This is a genomic window from Bradyrhizobium sp. Bra64 (assembly GCF_024519875.1).
Classification (GTDB): Bacteria; Pseudomonadota; Alphaproteobacteria; order Rhizobiales; family Xanthobacteraceae; genus Bradyrhizobium; species Bradyrhizobium japonicum_G.
On record NZ_JALJRD010000001.1, the window covers coordinates 633,693 to 650,123 of the forward strand.

Sequence of the window (16,431 nt, forward strand, 5' to 3'; positions counted from 1 at the left end):
CCATTCATAACATTTAGGCATGCAGATGGTGCCATTATTCATTGGACGATGGAAGCCAGGGTTTGCGATCTTTTTCATCAGAGCTGGAGACAGCCCGCTTTTTCGGCAGGTTGGAGGGGTTCAAACCTCCGGATCGGGCGAAAACCGTCGAGCAGGGGCCGGAGCCCTGATCGGAGTGGGGTTTGCGCGGAAGGAAATGCGGAAGGCGCTTCGGCTCATGAGACTTGTCGGCACGTCACCTCATCCCGGTATTGGAGATCGGTCCCTATGAAGACTTTTCGCCTTTTGACAGCGGTCAGCATCGCGGCGCTCGTCGCCGCTCCGTCGGTCGTCTCGGCCCAGCAGAAAACGCTCTATGTCGCCGGCTATGGCGGCTCGTTCGAGAAGACCATTCGCGACGAGGTGATCCCGACCTTCGAGAAGGAGAACGGCGTCAAGGTCGAGTATGTCGCCGGCAACTCCACCGATACGCTGGCCAAGCTGCAGGCGCAGAAGGGCAACCAGCAGATCGACGTCGCCATCGTCGACGACGGCCCGATGTACCAGGCGATCCAGCTCGGCTTCTGCGGCAAGCTCGAGGGCCTGCCGGCCGATCTCTACGACACCGCGCGGTTCAAGGACGATCGCGCCGTCGCAATCGGCATCGTCGCCACCGGCCTGATGTACAACACCAAGGTGTTCGCCGAGAAAGGCTGGGCGCCGCCGACTTCCTGGAACGATCTGAAGGATACGAAATACGCCAAGCAGCTGGTCATTCCGCCGATCAACAACACCTATGGTCTCGAAGCGCTGGTGATGCTCTCGAAGATGAACGGTGGCGGCGAGTCCAACGTCGATTCCGGCTTCAAGATCTTCAAGGAGCAGATCAATCCGAACGTGCTCGCTTACGAGCCGTCGCCGGGCAAGATGACCGAGTTGTTCCAGTCCGGCCAGGCCGTGATCGCGGTGTGGGGCACGGGCCGCGTGCAGAGCTTTGCCAACACCGGCTTCCCGGTCGACTTCGTCTATCCGAAGGAAGGCGCGGCGACGCTGCTGACGACGGCGTGTCCGATCACCAAGCCCAATGCCTCGCCGCTCGCGTCCAGCTTCGTCAAGATGCTGCTCGACCCGAAGATCCAGCTCGTGATGCTGAAGGAGTATGGCTACGGCCCGGTGCTGAAATCGGTGGTGATCCCGCCCGAGTTCGGCAAGATGGCGCCGATCGGCGAGCGCGCGGCAAAACTCTATAATCCGGACTGGACTGTCATCAACGAGAAGCGCGAGGAGTGGACCAAGCGCTGGAATCGCGAGGTCGAGCGTTGATCTGAGCGTTCGCAGCGGAGACAGCGCATGGCCTATCTCGAGCTCGATCGGGTCGCAAAACAGTTCGGGGCGCAGACTGTGGTCGACGACTTCAGTCTGTCGGTCGGGAAGGGAGAGTTCATCTCCTTTCTCGGCCCCTCCGGCTGCGGCAAGACCACGACCCTGCAAATGATCGCGGGCTTCCTCGATCCGACGCGCGGCGCGATCCGCCTCGAGGACAAGGATCTGACCGCGATCCATCCGGCCAAGCGCGGGCTCGGCATCGTGTTCCAGAGCTACGCGCTGTTTCCGCACATGACGGCGGCGGAGAACGTCGCGTTCGGCCTCGAGATGCGCAACGTGCCGCGCGCCGAAACGGCCGAGCGTGTCCGTGCCGCGCTCGCGATGGTGGGCCTCGCCGGTTACGAGGACCGTCATCCGCGCCGCATGTCCGGCGGCCAGCAGCAGCGCGTCGCACTGGCGCGTGCGCTGGTGATCAAGCCGAGCGTGCTCTTGCTCGACGAGCCGCTGTCAAACCTCGACGCAAAACTGCGCGAGGAGATGCAGATCGAGCTGCGCCAGATCCAGCGCACCATCGGCACCACCACGATCCTGGTCACCCATGACCAGAACGAGGCGATGTCGCTGTCCGACCGCATCGTGGTGATGAGCCAGGGCCATATCGAGCAGATCGGCACGCCGCAGGAGACCTATGAGCGGCCCGCCTCGGCGTTCGTCTCGCAATTCCTCGGCAAGACCAACGACTTTGCCGCGACGATCGATCGGACCGCAACGCCGGCGCGGCTGGTGGCGGGCTCCTGGAGCGCGCCGGCTCCGGCCGGGCTCAACGGTCCCGCCACTGTCAGCATTCGTCCTGAAAGAATCGGCTTTGGCGACGCCGGCCTCAGTGCGAAAATCGTCACCCGCATCTTCCAGGGCAATCACTGGCTGTTTCAGTGCGAGAGCGAATGCGGCCCGGCGATCGTGATCCGCCAGAATGATGGCCAGGAACAGCCAATCGAAGGCGACACGGTTCGTCTCGCCTGGCGGCCCGAGGACATGAGTGTGCGTGCGAGGGTTGTCGCATGAGCACGGCCGCCGACGATCGCAGCGTGCGTGCGCCCTGGGTGCTGACCGCGCCCGCCTTGATGCTGTTCGTCGGCGTGCTCCTGATCCCGCTGGCGATGACCGTGATGCTGTCGTTCCACGATTGGGGCCAGTACAAGGGCATCGAGCCGGTCTTCATCCTCAAGAACTGGCGCGAGATCGCGACCGATCCCTATTACGCCGAGATGTTCTGGCGGACGTTTCGGATCGCGATCCTGACCACGCTGCTCACGGCCGTGCTCGGTGCGCCCGAGGCCTACATCCTCAACCGCATGAGCGGTCGCTGGAAGAGCATCTTCCTGCTGGTGATCCTCGGGCCGCTGCTGATTTCCGTGGTGGCGCGCACGCTCGGCTGGGCGCTGCTGTTCGGCGGCAACAACGGCCTCGTCAACAAGCTCTTGATGTCGGCCGGGCTGATCCGCTTCCCCATTCCCTTCATGTTTACCGAGACCGGCATGGTGATCGCGCTCGCGCATGTCATGATGCCGTTCATGGTGCTGTCGGTGTGGGCAGCGCTGCAGCGGCTCGATCCGCAGATCGAAAATGCCGCGCTCTCGCTCGGCGCGGGCCCGATCACCATTATTCGTCGCATCATCATGCCGCAGATCATGCCGGGCGTGCTGTCCGGCGCGATCATCGTGTTCTCGCTCTCGGCCAGCGCCTTTGCGACGCCCGCCATCATCGGCGGCCGCCGGCTCAAGGTCGCCGCGACGCTTGCCTATGACGAATTTCTCAACACACTGAACTGGCCGCTCGGTGCGGCGGTCGCAACGCTGCTGCTGGTCGCGCTGGTGTTGATCGTCGTCGGCAGCAATGCGCTGATCGAACGCCGCTACGCCGAGGTGTTCCGATGAGACGGAACGGCCCGTTGGCGCTGATCTTCCACACCATCTTCGTCATCGTCATGGTGGCACCGATCCTCGTGGTCTGCCTCGTCGCCTTCACACCCGAGGGCTTCCTGTCGCTGCCGACCAACGGCTTTTCACTGCGCTGGTTCAGGGCCATCGCGAATTATCCCGAGTTCATCCACGCTTTCTGGGTCAGCCTCGGGCTCGGTGCCCTGTCTTCCTTCGTGGCTCTGCTGTTCGCGGTGCCCGCGGCGCTCGCGATCGCCCGCTATCGCTTCCGCGGCCGTGACGCGCTGGCGGCGCTGTTCCTATCGCCGCTGATGATCCCGCATGTCGTGCTCGGCATCGCCTTCCTGCGCTTCTTCACCTCCGCCGGGATGGGCGGCAGCTTCGCCGCGTTGATCATCGCGCATGTCATCATCGTATTTCCGTTCGCGCTGCGGCTGACCCTCGCGGCCGCAACCGGCATGGACCTCTCGGTCGAGATGGCCGCGATCTCGCTCGGTGCCGGCGGCTGGACGCTGTTCCGCCGCGTCAGCTTGCCGCTGATCCTGCCCGGCGTCATCAGCGGCTGGGCGCTCGCCTTCATCCAGTCCTTTGACGACCTCACCATGACCGTCTTCCTCGCCGCACCGGGCACCGAGACGCTGCCGGTGCGGATGTTCCTCTACATCCAGGACAACATCGATCCGCTGGTGACGTCGGTCTCGGCCTGCGTGATCGCGATCACCATGACCGCCCTCATTCTGCTCGACAGCTTCTACGGGCTCGACCGTGTGCTCGCCGGCAAGGGCGATACGGGACGATAGGAGAACTCATGTCAGGGGAATACGACGTCGCCGTGGTCGGCGGCGGATTGCTCGGCTCCGCCATCGCCTGGGGCCTCGGCCGGCTCGGCAAGCGCGTCGCCGTGCTCGACGAAGGCGATATCACCAAGCGCGCCTCGCGGGCCAATTTTGCGCTGGTCTGGGTCCAGAGCAAGGGCCTCGGCATGCCAGCCTACACGATCTGGACTGTGCAGGCCTCACAAGCGTGGGGAAGGCTTGCATCCGAACTGAAGCAGCAGACCGGGCTCGACGTCTCTCTTCAGCAGAACGGCGGTTTCCATCTGACGCTCGGCGAGGACGAATTCGGCCAGCGCACCGAGCTGGTCAAGCGCATGCACAACCAGACCGGCGCGGCCGACTACAAGATGGAGATGCTCTCCGCATCCGACGTGAAGAAGTCGTTGCCGCTGATCGGGCCGGAGGTCTCCGGCGGCAGCTATTGCCCGCTCGACGGCCACGTCAATTCGCTGCGCACGTTCCGTGCGTTCCACACCGGTTTCAAGACATTCGGCATCGACTATTTCCCGGAGCGCCCGGTCTCGGCGATCAGCAAGAGCGGCGGTGAATTCCGCCTGACGACGCCGAAGGGCGAGCTTCGTGCCGCAAAAATCGTGCTCGCCGCCGGCAATGCCAATCAGACGCTGGCGCCGATGGTCGGCCTCTACGCGCCGATGGGCCCGACCCGCGGCCAGATCGTCGTGACCGAGCGTACCATGCCGTTCCTGCCGCACCCACTGACGACGATCCGCCAGACCGACGAGGGCACGGTGATGATCGGCGATAGCAAGGAGGACGAGCTCGACGATCGTACGCTGAAGCATTCGATCAGCGCCGTGATGACCGATCGTGCCCAGCGCATGTTCCCGCATTTGTCGCGGCTCAACGTGGTCAGGAGCTGGGCCGGCATCCGCGTCATGCCGCAGGACGGATTCCCGATCTACGACCAGTCTGAAACGCATCCCGGCGCCTTCGTCGCCTGCTGCCATTCCGGCGTGACGCTCGCCTCCAACCACGCCTTCGAGATCGCACGGATGGTGGCGCAGGGCGCGCTCGAGCCGGAGCTGGTCGGCGCGTTCTCGGCCAGCCGCTTTGGCGGTGCGGGCGCTGCGAACAATAGCGGCTACTAGAGATACTGAAGGAGCCATGAGGCATCCCATGTTTAGACGATCCGAACAGGACAAACGCCCGCAAGTGCAGATCTTCGTCGATGGCATCGCCGTCGCGGCGCGCCAGGGCGACACCGTCTCCGCCGCGCTGCTGGCGTCCGGTCGGGACGCGCGACGTTCCACGGCAGTGAGCGGCGCGCCGCGTCTGCCTTATTGCATGATGGGCGTGTGCTTCGACTGTCTCGTCACCATCGACGGGGTCGGCAATCGCCAGGGCTGCCTCGTGCCCGTCGCCGAGGGCATGCAGATCGAGATCCAGAAGGGCAAGCGGGAGATCGGAAAATGACTGTGGCTCCCAAGCGCGAAGCCTACGACGTCGTGGTGATCGGTGCCGGGCCCGCCGGCCTCGCCGCGGCTGCGACCTCCGCCGAAGCCGGGCTGTCGACGCTGCTGCTCGACGAGAATGTCGGCCCGGGCGGCCAGGTGTTTCGCGCCATCGCTTCCACGCCGGTGACCGAGCGCAATCAGCTCGGTGCCGACTATTGGGTCGGGGCTGATCTCGTGCAGGCGCTGCGCGCGAGCAGTGCCGAAATCATTCATCGCGCCATGGTCTGGAGCCTCGACCGCAACCTCGAAATCGCCGTCTCCGTCGGTGGGGCCTCGGCCTTCGTCAAGGCAAAGCGCGTGATCCTTGCGACCGGCGCGCTGGAGCGGCCGTTTCCGATTCCCGGCTGGACGCTGCCGGGCGTGATGACCGCGGGCGCGGCGCAGACGATGCTGAAATCATCGGCGCTGGTGCCCGATGGCCGCACGGTGATCGCGGGGCAGGGGCCGCTGCTCTGGCTGCTCGCCGCGCAGATCCTGCGCCTCGGGGGCCGGATCGACCGCATCCTCGACACCACCGAGCGCGGCAATTATTTCGCGGCGCTGCCGCACGCCTTCGCTTTCCTGACCTCGCCCTATTTCGCCAAGGGCCTGTCGATGATGCGCGAAGTGAAAGCGAAGGTGCAGGTCGTGTCAGGCGTGACTGAGCTGTCGGCAGCCGGCGACGGCCAGCTCGCGAGTGTGAGCTATGTCGCCGGCGGCGAGCGCGAGACCATCCCCGCGGATTTGCTGCTGCTGCATCAGGGCGTGGTGCCGAACGTCAATCTGGCGATGGCGGCCGGCATCGAGCATGGCTGGGACGAGCTGCAATTGTGCTGGTCGCCGGTGCTCGATGCGAGCGGCAATTCATCGGTCGCCGGCATTGCGATTGCCGGTGACGGCGCCGGCATCGGCGGCGCGAATGCCGCCGTGGTGCGCGGGCGCATCGCTGCGCGGGCGGCGGTAGAAGCCTTGGCCCCCGCGGCTGGCGCGAAGCTTCCCGCGATGGCGACGCTGCGTGCCGATCTCGCCAAGGCCGAGCGCGGACGTATCTTCCTCGACACGCTGTTCCGCCCGTCACCGCAGTTCCGCATTCCCTCGGGCGACACCATCGTCTGCCGTTGCGAAGAGGTAACCGCGAAAGACATTCTCGATGCCGTCGCGATCGGCGCCACCGGGCCGAACCAACTCAAGGCCTATCGCCGCACCGGGATGGGCCCGTGCCAGGGTCGGCTCTGCGGCCTCACCGTCACCGAGCTGATGGCGCAGGCGCGGGGCAAGACCCCGCAGGAGATCGGCTATTACCGGCTGCGCGCGCCGGTCAAGCCGATCACGCTGGCCGAGCTTGCCGCCGTCCCGAAGAGCGAAGACGATATCAAGGCGGTGGTGCGCGGATGACCCAGAACGTGGATGCGATCGTCGTCGGCGGCGGCATCCACGGATGCTCCACCGCGCTGCATCTGTGCCTCGCCGGCCTGAAGCCGGTGCTGATCGAGAAGGACTATGCCGGCCGGCATGCGTCCGGCGTCAACGCCGGTGGCGTCCGCCAGCTCGCGCGGCACATCCCGGAGATCCCGCTCTCGATCCGCTCGATGGGAATCTGGGAGAAGATCTCCAATCTCCTCGACGACGATTGCAGCTTCGAGAGTCACGGCCAGGTGCTCGTCGCGGAAAACGAGGACGAGCTCGCGGTCTGCCGCGCGCGTGTGGCCGAACTCAACGCGCTCGGCTTCACCCATGAAGAGCTGATCGACGCGACTGAACTCCGGCGTCTCGTGCCTGCGGTCGCCGAGACCTGTCCCGGCGGCGTGGTCTCGCGCCGCGACGGCGCGGCCAATCCGGCGCAGACGACGACGGCGTTCCGCCGCAAGGCCGAGCAGCTTGGCGCCACCGTGCGCGAGGGCGTGGCGGCCAGCAACATCCGGCACAGCGACGGCCTATGGCATGTCGATGTCGGTGCCGAGAGCTTTGCCGCGCCGGTGCTGGTCAATGCCGCCGGCGCCTGGGCCGGCAAGATCGCTGCTGATCTCGGCGAGCCGGTGCCGGTCGAGACCGTGGCGCCGATGCTGATGATCACCTCGCGCGTGCCGCATTTCATCGATCCCGTCGTGATCCTGCGCGGACGAAAACTCTCCTTCAAGCAATTCTCCAACGGCACCGTGCTGATCGGCGGCGGACATCTGGCGAGGCCCTTCCAGGATCGCAACGAGACGGTGCTGGACTGGAAGAGCCTTGCAACCAGCGCCCGCACCGTGTTCGAGCTGTTTCCGGTGATGCGCGATGCGACCATCATGCGCGCCTGGGCCGGCATCGAGGCGAAGATGAAGGACGACATCCCCGTGTTCGGGCCGAGCGTGCGGCACAAGGGCCTTTTTCACCAGTTCGGCTTCTCGCTGCACGGTTTTCAGCTCGGCCCCGGCGCCGGCGCCGTGATGGCGGAGCTGATCGTCAATGGCGGCACCCAGACCAGGATCGGCGATCTCGGCATCGACCGCTTCCATCCTTCCACGCTCTAGCAACAAGACAAGAGGACATCATGAGCATCACCCGCAGCATCCGCACGCCCATCATGCACCGCGCCGTCGAGGCCAACGGCTTCGTCTTCCTCGGCGGCACCATCGCCGACGACACGTCCGTGTCCATGGGGGACCAGACTCGCAACATCCTCGGCAAGATCGCCGGCTATCTGAAGGAAGCGGGAACCGACAAGAGCCGCATCGTCAGCGCCTCGATCTTCGTCACCGATCTGTCCAAGAAGAAGGAAATGGACGCGGCCTGGACCGAGTTCTTCGGCGACGATTTGCCGACCCGCGCCACCGTCGGCGTCGCCGATCTCGGCGGCAGCGCGCTGATCGAGGTGGTGGTGACCGCGCTCAAGGGTTGACGACAGCCGTTCGGATTGTTCGGCCGAATGGAGCGATTGTGCCCGCCAGAGGCGCTGCGTGCCAACGGCGGGATCATCCGATCTCGCCTCCCGGTCCGTACGGCCTATGCTGCCGCGCTGCCCCCCGGTTCGAGCGCCTCACCCATCTCCAGCGGATGGGCCATGGTCTCGTGCAGCGCATCGCGGTCGAGCTCGCCTTCGGAGATGCTGATGACGACGCAGGCGACGCCGTTGCCGATCAGATTGGTCAGCGCGCGGCATTCGCTCATGAACTTGTCGATACCGACCAGGATCGCGATCGACTGGATCGGAATATCAGGCACGATCGAGAGCGTGGCCGCGAGCGTGATGAAGCCGGCGCCGGTGACGCCCGAGGCGCCTTTCGAGGTGATCATGGCAATACCCAGAATGCCGAGCTCCTGCCAGATCGTCAGATGGGTGTTGGTCGCCTGCGCCAGGAACAGCGTCGCCAGCGTCATGTAGATGTTGGTGCCGTCGAGGTTGAAGCTGTAGCCGGTCGGGATCACGAGGCCGACCACCGAACGCGAGGCGCCGAGATGCTCCATTTTCTGGATCATCTGCGGCAGCACCGTCTCCGACGACGAGGTGCCGAGCACGATCAGCAATTCGTCCTTGATGTAGGCGATGAAGCGCAGGATCGAGAAGCCGGCGAGGCGCGCGATCGCGCCGAGCACGACCAGCACGAACAGGATGCTGGTCAGATAGAACGTGCCGATCAGGGCCGCGAGGTTGAGCAAGGAGCCGAGGCCGTAGGCGCCGACGGTGAACGCCATCGCGCCGAAGGCACCGATCGGGGCCGCGCGCACGATGATGCGGATGATGCCGAAGAACATCTTTGCGGCCTTGTCGATCGCTTCCGCGATCGGCTCGCCGGCCTTGCCGAGGAAGGCGATGGCGAAGCCCGACAGGATCGAGATCAGCAGCACCTGCAACAGATCGCCGCGCGCGATGGCGCCCAGATAGCTGTCGGGGATGATCGCCATCAGATGGGCGACGATGCCTTCCTCCTTGGCCTTGGTGACGTAGGTCGCCACCGACTTCGGGTCGATCGTGGCAGGATCGATGTTGAAGCCGTGCCCGGGCTGGAGCACCTCGCCGACCAAAAGGCCGACGGCGAGTGCGACGGTCGAGACCGATTCGAAATAGATCAGCGACTTCAACCCGACCCGCCCGACGCGCTTGAGATCGCCCATCGAGGAGATCCCGTGCACCACGGTGCAGAAGATCACCGGCGCGATCATCATCTTGATCAGCGCAATGAAACCGTCGCCGAGCGGCTTCAAGGCCTTGCCGAGATCGGGATAGAAATAGCCGATGAGCACCCCGAGCGCGATCGCGATCAGTACCTGCACGTAGAGGATCTTGTACCAGGGCTGATGCCGGCGATGGATGGCTGGCTGGATTGCGAGTTGTGTCATATTGTATGCCCCGGAACGTATTGATCTTGCATGATTTGCATCATGTGATGGCCGTCGCAGAAGCGACAATCACATTTTTGTCTGTTCGCACGAAGATCGATCGCTGCACCGCAACTGGGGGGGAAGATGTCGATCGCCACCGGCTCGGACGAGCAATCACAGGGCTATTTCCCGCGTTGGAAGCTGAAGACCTCCGGCGTGATCATGCCCGAAGAGCGGCTGCCATGGGGCCAGACCGTCGTCTCCGGTCTCCAGCATTGTGTCGCAATGTCGGGCTCAACGATCATCGCGCCGCTGCTGATGGGGTTCGATCCCAATGTCGCGGTGCTGTTCTCCGGCATCGGCACGCTGATCTTCTTTGTCATCGTCGCGGGGCGTGTGCCGAGCTATCTCGGCTCGAGCTTCGCGTTCATCGCCGTCGTCATCGCCGCCACCGGCTATGCCGGGCAGGGGCCGAATCCGAATCTCTCCGTCGCGCTCGGCGGCATCATTGGCGCCGGCGTGCTCTACGGTGTGATCGCGCTGATCGTGATGTGGTCGGGCGTCGGCTGGGTCGAGCGCCTGATGCCGCCGGCCGTCACCGGGGCCGTGGTCGCCGCGATCGGCCTCAACCTCGCGCCGGTCGCGGTCAAGGCGGTGAGCGCCAATGCGTTCGATACCTGGATCGGGCTCGCGACCGTTTTGATGATCGGCGTGGTTGCAGTTGCCGCTCCCGGCTTGTGGCGCCGCCTGCCGATCATCCTCGGCGCGATCGGCGGATATGTCTTGTACCTGCTGTTCGCGAACGGCCTGGGCTTCGGCAAGCCGGTCGACTTCGCGCAGCTCTCGGCCGCGCCGTGGCTCGGCCTGCCGAATTTCACGGCGCCGAGTTTCCATGCCGATGCGATCTTCCTGATCGCGCCGGTCGCGGTCATTCTGGTCGCCGAGAACCTCGGTCACATCAAGGCCGTCGGCGCCATGACGGGCCGGAGCCTCGATGACTATCTCGGTCGCGCGCTGCTCGCCGACAGCCTCGCGACCATCGTGGCGGCCTGCGGCGGCGGCACCGGCGTCACCACCTATGCCGAGAACATCGGCGTCATGGCAGCGACGAAGGTCTATTCGACCTTGCTGTTTGGCTTCGCGGCCACGGTGTCCATCCTGCTCGGCTTCTCGCCGAAATTCGGCGCGCTGATCCTGTCGATCCCGGGACCCGTCATCGGCGGCCTCTCGATCGTGCTGTTCGGGTTGATCGCAGCGATGGCGGGCCGGATCTGGGTCGAGAACAAGGTCGACTTCGCCAATCCGGCGAACTTGATCACGATTGCCGTGGCATTGACGGCGGGCGCGGGCGATCTCACGCTCAAATTCGGCGCGTTCACGATCGGCGGAATCGGCACCGCAACCTTTGGCGCCATCATCCTGTACCAGATCCTGACCTCGCCGCTTGCCCGGCGCGCCGAATGAATCGCAGCGATGCGCTGAGGGATGGAACAAAAAGCCGGTTCCGTCGATGATCAGGCATCCCGGAGAGAACTCATGCCACAAACCGATCGATCGACCTCGTTTCATTCGCGCCTCGTCGGCCAATACGCGCTGGTGACCGGCGCCTCACAAGGCATCGGCCGCGCCGTCGCCATCCGGCTCGCCCAGGAGGGCGCGACCGTCGCCATCAACTATGTCGATCATCCCGAAAAGGGGGAAGAGACGCTCGCGCTGGCACGCACGGCATCGAGCGATCGCGGCCACGGCAGGCTCGATCATGTCGTCGTCGGGGCCGATGTCAGCAGCGAGCAGGACGTCGCGGCAATGTTCGAGACCATCCTGGCGCGCTGGAGGCGCCTCGACTGCCTTGTCAACAATGCCGGCTTCCAGCGGGAATCGCCGAGCGAGGCGCTCGACATCGAGACCTACCGCCGCATCATCGACGTCAATCTCAACGGCGCCGTGCTTTGCGCGCAGAAGGCGCTCGCCCATTTCGTCGCGCGCGGCGGTGGCGGCAGCATCATCAACTGCACCAGCGTGCACCAGATCATCCCGAAGCCCGGCTATCTCGCCTATTCGATCAGCAAGGGCGGCATGGCCAATCTGACGCGAACGCTGGCGCTCGAATTCGCCGGCCGCGGCATCCGCGTCAACGCGGTCGGGCCCGGCGCGATCGACACGCCGATCAACGCGGCCTGGACCGGCGATCCGGAGAAGCGCGGCGTCGTCACCAGCCACATTCCGCTCGGCCGCGTCGGCACGCCGGAGGAGATCGCCGCCGTGTTTGCCTTCCTCGCCTCGGATGAAGCAAGCTACATCACCGGGCAGACCATCTACGCCTGCGGAGGCCTGACGCTGTTTCCCGAGTTTCGCGACAATTGGGCGAGCTGAAGCGTCGCTAGAACTCGCCGCCGATCCCGACATAGGCGGTGTGTTCGGTGCCGCCGCCATTGCCGTAGCCGCCGACCACGCTCAGCGGCATCGCGGTGTGGAGGCGATGGGCGAAGCCGAAGCCGAAGCCGCCTTCGCCGTGATAGACCGAGCCACGCATCTGCCAGGTGGTCTTGCCGGGGGCCGAAGGCATCGGCGCGCTTGCGGTTGCGACCGCCGCCGCGATGCCGCGCCGCGCCTCGGTACGATTGTCCCAGATCTGGGACTGCAGCCCGGAGAGCTGCGACTGGAAGCCTGACGACATGCTGCTCAGCTGGCTCATGTTGACGGCGTCGGTCGGATTGATGCCCGCGGCGACGTTGGTCAGCCGCCGCTCGTTGCCGGCCGTGCCGAACGACACGGTGTTGGGAGCGCTTGCCACCGACCCTGCGCCGATCGCGACCGAGTTTGCCCCCAGCGCCTCTGCTCCGGTTCCAAAGGCACTCGCAGTCGCGCCGTTGGCAATGCTATTTGCGCCCACAGCCGTTGCGTTGATTCCGATCGCCTGACTGGAAGAGCCCGTTGCGGTTGCGTTGTCGCCGGTCGCTTTGCTAAGGGATCCCGTCGCGGTTGCATTCAGGCCGGTCGCATTGCTGAAAAAGCCGGTTGCTGTCGTGCTGTCGCCGATCGCGGTGGCCTGGCTGCCGAGCGCGGTCGCGGCGCCGCCAGTGGCTATCGTGTTGCCGCCGATTGCCGTGGCAAGGAAGCCGGTTGCGTGACTGAATTGACCAACCGCCGTGGCAGCCGAGCCGTCCGCATTGGCCTGTTCGCCGAAGGCTGCTGCACTGGGGCCGTTCGTCGTGGCAAGGCTTCCCACCGCCGTCGCTTCACCCGCGGGGCCGTTGTTCACGCCGCCACCCGCCGCGTAGTCGGCGGCCGCTGCCGCATCGGCCGCCAGCAACGGGACCGCCGCGGCCGCGAGGACGAAACTTGCTGATACAAGGCGACGGACGACGTTCGCGCGACGTACCGTGGACCCCACGCTCGCGCGTTTCCGCTGGCCTGCATGGCTCAGTCGGCGAAGCAACCTGAATGACATTCCTTGACGCCCCATTCATCGTTCGCTCCACGGTGCGGAAGGAGCGCCGGGAGCGCATCAACCGTTGGGTTGAAGGCGGCTCGATAGCGGCATACGGCGGCTGGTTTTCTGTCTTGTGTTGCAGAATTGCCTGCGTCACCCGGGATGCATTTCGGCAACAGCCCCGTCCAAAAGCGGCAACCAGAAACCGGCAGTGCTTCGACTTCAACCGAACGGTTGATGTCCGGCCTGTCGCCTTGGCCCACATTCGCGGCGGCCGTATCCGGCCACCGATCGGGACAGACCCGACCTCTGGACCTGAGAGCGCAAATGCCTTCTGCGATCATTAAAGCGATGCTTTGTTTAACCAAAGCCCTGGCTGCAGCCGTGGTGCTCGCCATGTTCGTCTTGACGCTTGATCTTGCGCCCGCCGCTGCGCAAGGGGTCTGCGGCGCGGCGGTAACAGGCACCGCGCTCGGTTCTGCGCCTGGCGTCGGCGCCGTCGCTTGCGGCGGCCAAGCGAGCGGTAACGGCAGCGTGGCGATCGGCCAAAGCGAGGCAACGGGTAACGCAAGCACGGCAGTCGGTGGGGCCAGCAAGGCGGACGGAACGGGCGGGACGGCAAGCGGGTTCCTCAGCACAGCGTCCGGAGTCTACAGCACGGCGACCGGCATCGGTACCCTAGCAAGCGCTGACTACAGCACGGCCACCGGCGGCTATAGCACCGCGGCGGGCGTTGGCAGTACCGCGATGGGCGGCGGCGACGGAGCCGGAGTCGGCAACGCGGCCACCGCTTCTGGCATTTACAGTATCGCGATCGGAGGCGGTGGTGACGGAGCCGCTGGCTTGGGCGCGCAATCGTCCGGTGACAGGGCGATCGCGATCGGTCTTGCCAGTGTCGCGTCCGGGGCGTCCTCGACAGCCGTCGGAAATGGAGCCAGCGCTGCCTCGAGCAGCGCGACCGCGATCGGCACTGGCGCCTCGGCCGGTTTCACGAACTCCACCGCCATCGGCTCCGGCGCGACGGCGACGGCCGCCAACCAGGTCGCGATCGGTACGGCAAGCAATACCTATCGCCTGGCCGGCGTCGCATCCACCGCGAGCCTTGCGGCGCAGAGCGGGCCGGTCTCCTTCGTTACCACCGACGCCGCCGGCAACCTCGCGACGTCGAGCTTCAACCCGGCGAGCATCACTTCACTGCAATCGCAGGTGACTTCGCTGCAGTCGCAAGTGATGGACAACCGGCTCGAAGCGCGCAGCGGCACCGCCGTTGCGCTCGCGGCCGGTTCGATGCCGGCCCTGCAAGCGGGCCGCAAATTCGCACTCTCGGCGGGCTACGGCAATTTCGAGGGCGCCAATGCGTTCGCCCTCGGCGCCACGGCGCTGCTCTATGACGGCAAGAGCTATGCGATCATCGCCAATGCCGGCGGCGGCATCGGGCTCGAGCGCGACGTTGCAGGCGGGCGTGGTGCTGTCTCGATCCAGTGGTAGGAAGAACGCATTCGCCATGACGCTGCGTCGGTTGAGTGCGGGCCTCGGGCTTGTGATGCTCGGGCTCCTGATTCTGGGGGCGGTGACGACATCTGCGCAGCAGACGCCGCCGCCGTCGCAGTCGCAGTCGCATCAGGCGTCATCCCAGCAGCAACAGGCAGCCAAGCCTGCGAACATCGACCGTAACGGCGTGCTGATGCTGATCCGCTCGACGCTGCTTGCGCTCGATCACGCCAACAAGACCGGGAACTACACCGTGCTGCGCGATCTCGGCGCACCGGGTTTCCAGGTCAACACCGCGGCGCGGCTCGCGGAGATCTTTGCCAAGCAGCGCGGCGACAAGCTCGATCTCTCCGGCGTTGCCGTCATCGATCCGCAATTGTCGCTGCTGCCGCAGATCGAGCCGAACGGTCTGCTGCACATGGCAGGATTTTTTCCGTCAGTGCCGTCGCAGGTGAATTTTGAGCTGCTGTTCGCGCCGGTCGACGGACAGTGGCGCGTGTTCGGCGTGTCGTTGTCAGTCGGTCAATCCGCACCGGTGGCGCCTGCCACGCCCGAAGCTGCGCCCGGCAAGGCCGTCGTCTCGCACAAGCAATCCGCGCCGGCGAAACCGAACCTGTCCTCGAAGCCGCCAACGCAATGATCGGAACGCAAGGGTGATGCGGGTTGCTCAAAGAGGCATCCCGGTGATCTGGCAAAAGCGGGTTGCGCAGACTACATCTTCGCCATGACAAATGCGCCGCTTCAGGATTTCGTCGCCCGCCACGAACGTCTGTTCGTGCTGACCGGCGCCGGCTGCAGCACGAACTCTGGCATTCCCGACTACCGCGACAGCCACGGCAACTGGAAGCGCACCCAGCCGGTCAATTTCCAGGCTTTCATGTCCGAAGAGCGCACGCGCCAGCGCTATTGGGCGCGCAGCCTGATCGGCTGGCGGCGGTTCGGCCAGGCGAGGCCGAACGATGCGCATCACGCGCTGGCCCGGCTCGAGGCGAACGGGCGCTGCGGGATGCTGTTGACCCAGAACGTCGATCGGCTGCATCAGTCCGCCGGCCACCGGCAGGTGATCGACCTGCATGGCCGGCTCGACCTGGTTCGCTGCATGGGTTGCGGAGCGAAGACGCCGCGGAGCGAATTCCAGGAGACGCTGGGCCGCGCGAATGCGGAATGGCTCGCGCTCGACGCCGCGGATGCGCCCGATGGAGATGCCGATCTGGAGCACGCGGATTTTTCGTCGTTCGAGGTGCCGGCCTGCGAGGCCTGCGGCGGCATCCTCAAGCCCGACGTCGTATTCTTCGGCGAGAACGTCCCCCGCGAAATCGTCGCCACCGCGCAGGATCATCTGTCGCAGGCTGACGCGATGCTGATCGTCGGCTCATCGCTGATGGTCTATTCCGGCTTCCGCTTCGTGCAGGCTGCCGCGCAGCGGCAGATCCCGATCGCTGCGGTCAATCTCGGGCGCACCCGCGCCGACGATCTGCTCACGCTCAAGGTCGAGGAGCGCTGCGAAGCGGCGCTTGCATTCCTGCTCTGAACGCGCCCAAGGCGAACATGCCTTGCCTATTGCATAGGTGCCAAGCAGAATAGCCGGACGCGGCATGTTCTCGTCATCCATGGCACGGAAATTGCTGCGCTTTCGACCCCAGTCTTGACGATCAGCACGGAGAATTTGG

General features: G+C 65.3%; 16 protein-coding genes. 14 read left to right on the plus strand and 2 right to left on the minus strand.

Annotated elements, in window-relative coordinates; genetic code table 11:
• Positions 1–267: 267 nt before the first annotated feature.
• From NR187_RS02960 to NR187_RS03000, 9 genes are read left to right on the plus strand one after another with little or no spacing between them, the layout of a single operon-like run.
• A complete protein-coding gene (locus tag NR187_RS02960) occupies positions 268–1,302 on the plus strand; it encodes an ABC transporter substrate-binding protein (protein ID WP_211382169.1) in 1,035 nt (344 codons plus the stop codon).
• A 27-nt stretch (positions 1,303–1,329) separates the two neighbouring features.
• Positions 1,330–2,370, plus strand: coding sequence for an ABC transporter ATP-binding protein (locus NR187_RS02965; protein ID WP_211382170.1), 1,041 nt, complete (start codon positions 1,330–1,332; stop codon positions 2,368–2,370).
• The gene (locus NR187_RS02970; RefSeq protein WP_211382171.1) at positions 2,367–3,242 is read left to right on the plus strand and encodes an ABC transporter permease; all 876 of its coding nucleotides are present in this window, start codon (positions 2,367–2,369) and stop codon (positions 3,240–3,242) included. The genes NR187_RS02965 and NR187_RS02970 overlap by 4 nt, the downstream gene beginning before the upstream one ends.
• Positions 3,239–4,045 (plus strand): ABC transporter permease, encoded by an 807-nt coding sequence (locus NR187_RS02975; protein WP_211382172.1) that lies wholly within the window; start codon positions 3,239–3,241, stop codon positions 4,043–4,045. Before NR187_RS02970 ends, NR187_RS02975 begins: the two co-directional genes overlap by 4 nt.
• Before the next feature lie 8 nt (positions 4,046–4,053).
• Entirely contained in the window at positions 4,054–5,190 is a 1,137-nt protein-coding gene (locus tag NR187_RS02980) for an FAD-binding oxidoreductase (protein WP_211382173.1), read from the plus strand.
• Between the two features lie 28 nt (positions 5,191–5,218).
• Positions 5,219–5,515 carry a (2Fe-2S)-binding protein gene (locus NR187_RS02985; protein WP_256805672.1) on the plus strand — a complete coding sequence of 99 codons (297 nt, stop codon included), beginning with the start codon at positions 5,219–5,221 and terminating at the stop codon, positions 5,513–5,515.
• Positions 5,512–6,930, plus strand: coding sequence for an NAD(P)/FAD-dependent oxidoreductase (locus NR187_RS02990; protein WP_256805673.1), 1,419 nt, complete (start codon positions 5,512–5,514; stop codon positions 6,928–6,930). The genes NR187_RS02985 and NR187_RS02990 overlap by 4 nt, the downstream gene beginning before the upstream one ends.
• Complete coding sequence (locus tag NR187_RS02995; protein ID WP_256805674.1) at positions 6,927–8,048, plus strand: FAD-binding oxidoreductase; 1,122 nt, start codon at positions 6,927–6,929, stop codon at positions 8,046–8,048. The genes NR187_RS02990 and NR187_RS02995 overlap by 4 nt, the downstream gene beginning before the upstream one ends.
• A gap of 20 nt (positions 8,049–8,068) precedes the next feature.
• Positions 8,069–8,416, plus strand: a complete 348-nt coding sequence (locus tag NR187_RS03000; RefSeq protein ID WP_211382177.1) for a RidA family protein — start codon at positions 8,069–8,071, stop codon at positions 8,414–8,416.
• 104 nt (positions 8,417–8,520) lie between these two features.
• Here the strand turns inward: NR187_RS03000 and NR187_RS03005 are convergent, their stop codons facing one another.
• A complete protein-coding gene (locus tag NR187_RS03005; protein ID WP_211382178.1) occupies positions 8,521–9,855 on the minus strand; it encodes a dicarboxylate/amino acid:cation symporter in 1,335 nt (444 codons plus the stop codon).
• A gap of 126 nt (positions 9,856–9,981) precedes the next feature.
• Here NR187_RS03005 and NR187_RS03010 point away from each other — a divergent pair, with 126 nt between their 5' ends.
• Positions 9,982–11,301, plus strand: a complete 1,320-nt coding sequence (locus NR187_RS03010) for a solute carrier family 23 protein (protein ID WP_211382179.1) — start codon at positions 9,982–9,984, stop codon at positions 11,299–11,301.
• Positions 11,302–11,373: 72 nt separating this feature from the next.
• Entirely contained in the window at positions 11,374–12,210 is an 837-nt protein-coding gene (locus NR187_RS03015) for an SDR family oxidoreductase (RefSeq protein ID WP_211382180.1), read from the plus strand.
• A gap of 7 nt (positions 12,211–12,217) precedes the next feature.
• On the opposite strand, the gene NR187_RS03020 is transcribed toward NR187_RS03015, so the two are convergent.
• Positions 12,218–13,150: an adhesin gene (locus NR187_RS03020; RefSeq protein ID WP_256805675.1), complete on the minus strand. Its 933-nt coding sequence runs from the start codon at positions 13,148–13,150 to the stop codon at positions 12,218–12,220.
• Positions 13,151–13,597: 447 nt separating this feature from the next.
• On the opposite strand from NR187_RS03020, the gene NR187_RS03025 reads away from it, so the two are divergent.
• The 3 genes from NR187_RS03025 to NR187_RS03035 all read left to right on the plus strand — a co-directional run bounded on the left by NR187_RS03025 (position 13,598) and on the right by NR187_RS03035 (position 16,292).
• Positions 13,598–14,758: a YadA-like family protein gene (locus tag NR187_RS03025; protein WP_256805676.1), complete on the plus strand. Its 1,161-nt coding sequence runs from the start codon at positions 13,598–13,600 to the stop codon at positions 14,756–14,758.
• A gap of 16 nt (positions 14,759–14,774) precedes the next feature.
• Positions 14,775–15,401: a hypothetical protein gene (locus NR187_RS03030; protein WP_211382183.1), complete on the plus strand. Its 627-nt coding sequence runs from the start codon at positions 14,775–14,777 to the stop codon at positions 15,399–15,401.
• Between the two features lie 84 nt (positions 15,402–15,485).
• Positions 15,486–16,292, plus strand: coding sequence for an NAD-dependent protein deacetylase (locus NR187_RS03035; RefSeq protein ID WP_211382184.1), 807 nt, complete (start codon positions 15,486–15,488; stop codon positions 16,290–16,292).
• Positions 16,293–16,431: the final 139 nt, after the last annotated feature.